General features: G+C 71.0%; 4 protein-coding genes. 2 read left to right on the top strand and 2 right to left on the bottom strand.

Annotated elements, in window-relative coordinates:
- Nucleotides 1–310 precede the first annotated feature (310 nt).
- Complete coding sequence (locus tag V7D28_RS13190; RefSeq protein WP_333587843.1) at nt 311–1,321, top strand: ligase-associated DNA damage response exonuclease; 1,011 nt, start codon at nt 311–313, stop codon at nt 1,319–1,321.
- Nucleotides 1,322–1,362: 41 nt separating this feature from the next.
- Here the strand turns inward: V7D28_RS13190 and V7D28_RS13185 are convergent, their stop codons facing one another.
- Nucleotides 1,363–1,629 carry a DUF3892 domain-containing protein gene (locus V7D28_RS13185; protein ID WP_333587842.1) on the bottom strand — a complete coding sequence of 89 codons (267 nt, stop codon included), beginning with the start codon at nt 1,627–1,629 and terminating at the stop codon, nt 1,363–1,365.
- 60 nt (nt 1,630–1,689) lie between these two features.
- Here V7D28_RS13185 and V7D28_RS13180 point away from each other — a divergent pair, with 60 nt between their 5' ends.
- Complete coding sequence (locus V7D28_RS13180; RefSeq protein ID WP_333587841.1) at nt 1,690–3,309, top strand: cisplatin damage response ATP-dependent DNA ligase; 1,620 nt, start codon at nt 1,690–1,692, stop codon at nt 3,307–3,309.
- A 33-nt stretch (nt 3,310–3,342) separates the two neighbouring features.
- Here V7D28_RS13180 and V7D28_RS13175 read toward each other — a convergent pair whose 3' ends face one another.
- Nucleotides 3,343–6,174 (bottom strand): [protein-PII] uridylyltransferase, encoded by a 2,832-nt coding sequence (locus V7D28_RS13175; RefSeq protein ID WP_333587844.1) that lies wholly within the window; start codon nt 6,172–6,174, stop codon nt 3,343–3,345.
- Nucleotides 6,175–6,185 lie beyond the last annotated feature (11 nt).

Genomic DNA, 6,185 nt, shown 5'->3' with positions numbered 1-6,185 from the left:
GGTCAGAAGAGCGGCAGGGTCTGGGTGGCGGTGAGGATCATGGCCAGCAGGGGGGCGGCGGCCAGGGCGAGGGTCACGAGGGGGAAGCGGGTCTGGGTCATGGCGGTGTCTTTCAGGTCTGGTGTGGTGTCGGTTCTGATCTGGTGGAGCGCGTCGCCGCGTTCCGATGACCCGGTGTATAGTTCTCGATCTCCGCCAATGCTTGTTAAGTCTTAGTCATGAGCTCGATTTCACAATATGAATACTGTGTAATGAAGTGGACGTTTCGTAATCTGGCGCCCTTGCCCGCGCCGCCCCATCTGGAGGGTTGATGCTCAAGCCCCAGGATCTGCTCTGCCCCCGGCCCGAGGGCCTCTATTGCGCGCCGGGCGACTTCTATATCGACCCGGTCCGGCCGGTGGACCGGGCGGTGGTGACCCATGGCCATTCCGACCACGCCCGGGCCGGTCACGGAACGGTTGTGGCCACGCCCGAGACCCTGGCCATCATGGGCGAGCGCTACGGCGCCGAGTTCACCGGTCGGCGCCAGGCCTGCGCCTATGGCGAGACCGTGCGCCGCGACGGGGTGGAGGTGACCCTGGTTCCCGCCGGCCATGTCCTGGGTTCGGCCCAGGCGGTGGTCCGCTGCAAGGGGCTGACCATGGTGGTCTCCGGCGACTACAAGCGAAGGCGCGACCCCACCTGCGCGGGGTTCGAACCCGTGCCCTGCGACGTCTTCATCACCGAGGCGACCTTCGGCCTGCCGGTGTTCCGCCACCCCGATGATGCGGGCGAGATCGCCCGCCTGCTGCGCTCGGTGGCCCAGTTTCCCGACCGCAGCCACCTGGTGGGCGCCTACGCCCTGGGCAAGGCCCAGCGGATCATCCGCCTGCTGCGCGAAGCCGGCTGGGCGCAGCCCATCTTCATCCACGGCGCCCTGGAGCGGCTCAACCGGCTCTATGAGGCGCACGGCGTGGCGCTGGGCCCGCTCCTGCCGGCCACCACCGACCGCAAGCAGGACTTCGCCGGCGCCATCGTCATCGGCCCGCCCTCGGCCCTGGCCGACCGCTGGGGCCGCCGCTTCGCCGATCCGGTCCTGGCCTTCGCCTCGGGCTGGATGCGGGTTCGGGCCCGCGCCCGCCAGCGGGGCGTGGAGCTGCCGCTGATCATCTCCGACCATGCCGACTGGGACGAGCTGACCGCCACGGTGGATGAGATCCGCCCCGGCGAGCTGTGGATCACCCATGGCCGGGAGGAGGCCCTGGCCCGCTGGGCCGAACTGCACGGGGTTCCGGCCCGGGCGCTCGCCCTGGTGGGCTATGAAGAGGAGGACGAGGCGTGAGGCGCCAGCCGCCCGTGAGACAGACTTTCCTCAGCCACGCGTCAGATGCAGGCGGGCAGGCTCAGCAGCTGGTCGTTCCACTGGTTGTCGGCATAGGCGCGCAGATACTTGCCCCCCGGCCCGTTCAGCACGCCGATCTCCGAGCGCTGGCCGCCGACGATGATGTGGAAGGTGTCGCGCCGGGCCTCGATGGCCTCGATGACCTGTTCGCGGGTGCGCTTCCATCCCGGCCCGCCCAGATGGGTGACGCCCTCGTGGGGCTGTTTGCGGGGCTGGCGGCTGACGCAGGTGACGCGGGCGTCGGGCATGGGCGGGGTCCAGGCGTGAGCAGAGGCGGTCGCCCCGCCTATAGCGCAGGACCCGGCTGAATGCGCGCCTTCGCCGAGCTTCTCGACCGCCTGTCGCTCACCGCCTCGCGCAACGCCAAGCTGACCCTGGTGCGCGATCATCTGGCCCAGACGCCGGACCCTGACCGGGGCTGGGCGCTGGCGGCGCTCACCGGCGATCTCGCCTTTTCCGCGGCCAAGCCCGCCTTCATCCGCAAGGCGGTGGAGGCGCGGATGGATCCGGTGCTGTTCGGCTGGTCCTATGACTATGTGGGCGATCTGGCCGAGACCGTGGCCCTGGTCTGGCCCGCCAAGCCCGGCGCCAACCGCGAGCCGGAGCTTGCAGAGGTGGTGGACGCCCTGGCCGGGGCGAGCCGGGCCGAGGTTCAGCGGCTGATCGAGGGATGGCTGGACGCGCTTGAGCCCACGGGCCGATGGGCGCTGCTCAAGCTCATGACCGGGGGCCTGCGGGTCGGCGTCTCCGCCCGCCTGGCCAAACAGGCCTGCGCCGATCTGGGCGGGGTGGCCATCGCCGAGGTGGAAGAGGTCTGGCACGCCCAGCATCCCCCCTATGAGGACCTGTTCGCCTGGCTGGAAGGGCGGGGCGAGCGGCCCTCCCCGAACGCGCCCGGGCGATTCCGGCCGGTCATGCTGGCCCAGGCCCTGGACGAGGCGGTGGATTTCGGCCGGCTCGATCCGGCCGCCTACGCCGCGGAGTGGAAGTGGGACGGCATCCGCATCCAGGCCGTCAGCGAGGGCGGGGTGAAGCGCCTCTACAGCCGCACGGGCGATGATATCTCGGCGGTCTTCCCCGACGTGCTGGAGGCGCTGGCCTTCGAAGGCGCCCTGGACGGGGAGCTTCTGGTCCGCCGCGAGGGGGCGGTGGCGCCCTTTGGCGACCTGCAGCAGCGCCTGAACCGCAAGAGCGTGGATGCGAAGATGCTGCGGACCTATCCCGCCGCCATCCGGGCCTATGACCTGCTGGCCCTGGAGGGGGAGGACCTGCGGCCCCTGCCGTTCACCGCCCGACGGGCGCGGCTGGAGGCCCTGGTGGCGCGTCTGGCCCAGCCGCGCATCGACATCTCGCCGCTGCAACCCTTCGCCAGCTGGGCCGAGCTCGCCGCCCTGCGGGCCGACCCTCCGCCCGGCGACCCGCAGATCGCCGAGGGGCTGATGCTGAAGCACCTGACCTCGATCTATGAGGCCGGCCGCCCCAAGGGACCCTGGTTCAAGTGGAAGCGCGATCCCTTCCTCATCGATGCGGTGCTGATGTACGCCCAGCGGGGCCATGGGAAGCGGTCGAGCTATTATTCCGACTACACCTTCGGCGTCTGGACGATCGGGCCGGACGGCGCCCGCATGCTGACGCCGGTGGGCAAGGCCTATTTCGGCTTCACCGACGAGGAGCTGAAGCAGATCGACAAATTCGTCCGCGACCACACCCTTGAGCGGTTCGGCCCTGTGCGTTCGGTGCGCGCCGAGCCGCGCCACGGCCTGGTTTTCGAGGTGGCCTTCGAGGGCCTGCAAAGGTCCACCCGGCACAAGTCGGGCGTGGCCATGCGCTTTCCCCGCATCAGCCGCCTGCGCTGGGACAAGCCGCCCGGCGAGGCCGACGAGCTGTCCACCCTGGAGCGGATGCTCGACCAGATGGAGGGGCGCTGAGGCCGCGCCCGCGCCTCCGCCCCGCCGATGGGTTCAGCGCGCCACGCTGGCCCTGGCCCGTTCCAGGCGCGCCCGGGTGCGGGGCCGGGCGGTGGTCTCGCCCTCGTTCAGCACGGCCAGCAGGGCCTGGCGCAGGGCGGTGAGCGACTTGGTCGCCGTCACCTTCCAGCCGGCGGCGTCGGTGACATAGAAGGCGTCCACCGCCCGCTCGCCATAGGAATCGATATGGGCCGAGGTGATGGACAGTCCCGCCTCGGCCAGGGTGCTGGCCAGGGCGGTGAGCAGGCCCGGCCGGTCGCGGCCGGCGGCCTCGACGATGGTGGCGCTCTCTGAGGCCTCATTGTCGATCAGCACCGAGGGGGTGATGGCGAAGGCCGCCGTGCGGGCCAGGTCCGCCGGACGGGGCGGATCGCCGGCCGGGGGCTCGCCGCGGGCGGCGGCCTCCAGGGCCTCGGCCAGGCGGGGCAGGGCGGTCGGATTGTTGTGGCCGAAGGGCTGGCCGGTGACATCCTGCAGGTAGAAGACGTCCAGGGCCTGGCCCTGGCGGGAGGTGAAGACCCGGGCGCCCAGGACGCTGGCGCCGGAGACGGTGATGGCCCGGGCGAGGTCGGCGAACAGGCGCGGCCGGTCGGCGGCGGCCACCACCAGTTCGGCGGCGTTCAGGTCTTCGCGCACATAGCCCATGGCCGCGGCCCCCTCGGCCAGGGCCCGTTGCGAGACCGCGGCGTGGATGGCGATCTCGTCCTGGCCGAAGCCGGTGAAATAGGCGTCCTCCATGGCCTCGGCCCAGGCGCCGGCGGCGGGGTCGGCCTCCACCAGCCGGGCGCGAATCTCGGCCGCGGCGAAGGCCTGGCGCTGGCGCACCACCGAAACCGCGTCGCTGGCCCGCCCGCCGCGGAACACCGCCGCGGCCGAGGCGTAGAGGTCGCGCAGCAGTTGGCCCTTCCAGCCGTTCCAGACGCCGGGGCCCACGGCGCGGATGTCGGCCACGGTGAGCACCAGCAGCAGGCGCAGGCGCTCGGGCGTCTGCACCAGACGCACGAAGTCGGCCACGGTGCGGGGATCGGAGATGTCACGCTTCTGGGCGTAGTCGCTCATCTCCAGGTGATGTTCCACCAGCCAGGCGACCAGGTCGATGCGCGCCCGGGGCAGGCCCAGCCGCTCGCAGGCCGCCCGCGCGGCCCGCGCTCCGGCCTTCTCCTGGCCCCCGGCCACCCCGCCCTTGCCCGTGTCGTGCAGCAGCATGGCCAGGAAGAGGACGTCCTTCTCCTGGATCTGCGGCATCAGGGAGACGGCCAGGGGGTGGTCGTCGGCCAGCCGGCCGGCGGCGATGTCGGCGATGACGCCGATGGCCCGCAGGGTGTGCTCGTCCACCGTGTAGGAGTGGTACATGTTGAACTGCATCTGGGCGACGATGCGTCCGAACTCCGGGATGTAGCGGCCCAGGACGCCGGCCTCGGTCATCAGGGTCAGCGTGCGCTGGGGGTCGCGGCCGCCGGCCAGGATGTCCAGGAAGATCTTCGCCGCCTTGGGGTCGCGGCGCATCTTCGAGGTGATCACGCTCAGGGACCGGGTGGCGGCGGTGAAGGCGTCGGGATGCAGGTCCAGGTCCCGGCGGTCGGCGATCTGGAACAGGCGCAAGAGGTTCAGGGGGTCGGCCTCGAAGACCTCCGGCCCTTCCACGCCCAGGCGTCCGCCCTCCTCGTGGAAGCCGGCCACGTCCAGGGGCTTGCGGTTGGACTTGCGCCGGGCGCCGGGCAGCAGGCGGGAGATGCCCTTGGGCGCCTGCTTGACCCGCTCGGCCTCCAGCTTGGCGGCGAAGACGCGGGTGAGCGCGCCCACCTCCTTGGCGATCAGGAAGTATCGCCGCATGAAGCGCTCCACCGCCGGATTGTCGGCCCGGTCGCCATAGCCCATGCGCCGGGCGATCTCGGGCTGCAGGTCGAAGGTCAGCCGCTCTTCCGGCCGGCCGGTGGTGAAGTGCAGATGGGCGCGCACCGCCCACAGGAAGTCGAAGGCGCGGATGAAGGTGCGGATCTCGCGGCCCTCGAACATCTCCAGCTGGGGCACCCCGTCGATGCGCTCGGACGGGTTCAGATATTCGGCGATCCAGAAGAGGGTGTTGAGGTCGCGCAGGCCGCCCTTGCCCTCTTTCACATTGGGCTCGACCATGTAGCGGCTGGCGCCGGCGCGGGCCTGACGCTCGTCCCGCTCCTTCAGCTTGGCGGCCACGAATTCCGCGCCGGTGCCGCGCACCACCTCATTGCGGAACCGGGTCTTCAGCTCCTGGGCCAGGTCCTCGTCCCCCGTCAGGCGGCGGGACTCCAGGATGGAAGTGCGGATGGTGAAGTCCTCGCGGGCCAGCTTCACGCACTCCTCGATGGTGCGCGAGGCGTGCCCCACCTTGAAGCCCAGATCCCACAGGGCGTAGAGCATGTATTCGATCACGCTCTCCACATGGGCGGTCTGCTTGTAGGGCCGCAGGAACAAGAGATCGAGGTCGGAGAAGGGCGCGAGCGTCCCGCGCCCATAGCCCCCCACCGCCATCAGGCACAGGCGCTCGCCCTCGGTGGGATTGCGCGCCCGGATCATGTGGACGGTGGTGAAGTCGTAAAGCGCGGTGACCACCTCGTCGGTGACGCCCGACAGCAGGCGCGCGGTCTCGATGCCGCCGGCGCCGTTCTCCAGCCGCTCCTTGGCGATCATCCGGCCGCGGAACAGGGCCTGTTTGAGGATCTCCAGCGCGCGCCTGCGCTGCTCGGCCTCATCGCCGGCCGCATCCAGCGCGGCGGCCGACAACTGCGCCCGCAACCGCACGCCGTCGACGACATATTCCAGACGGGTGGGCTTGAGGCGAGGGGGCATGGGCTCTGGGG

Origin of the sequence: Phenylobacterium sp., assembly GCF_036723115.1 — a bacterium.
Lineage (GTDB): Bacteria > Pseudomonadota > Alphaproteobacteria > Caulobacterales > Caulobacteraceae > Phenylobacterium.
Note: the sequence above shows the minus strand (reverse complement) of the source record. Positions and strands in the feature narration are given on the sequence as shown.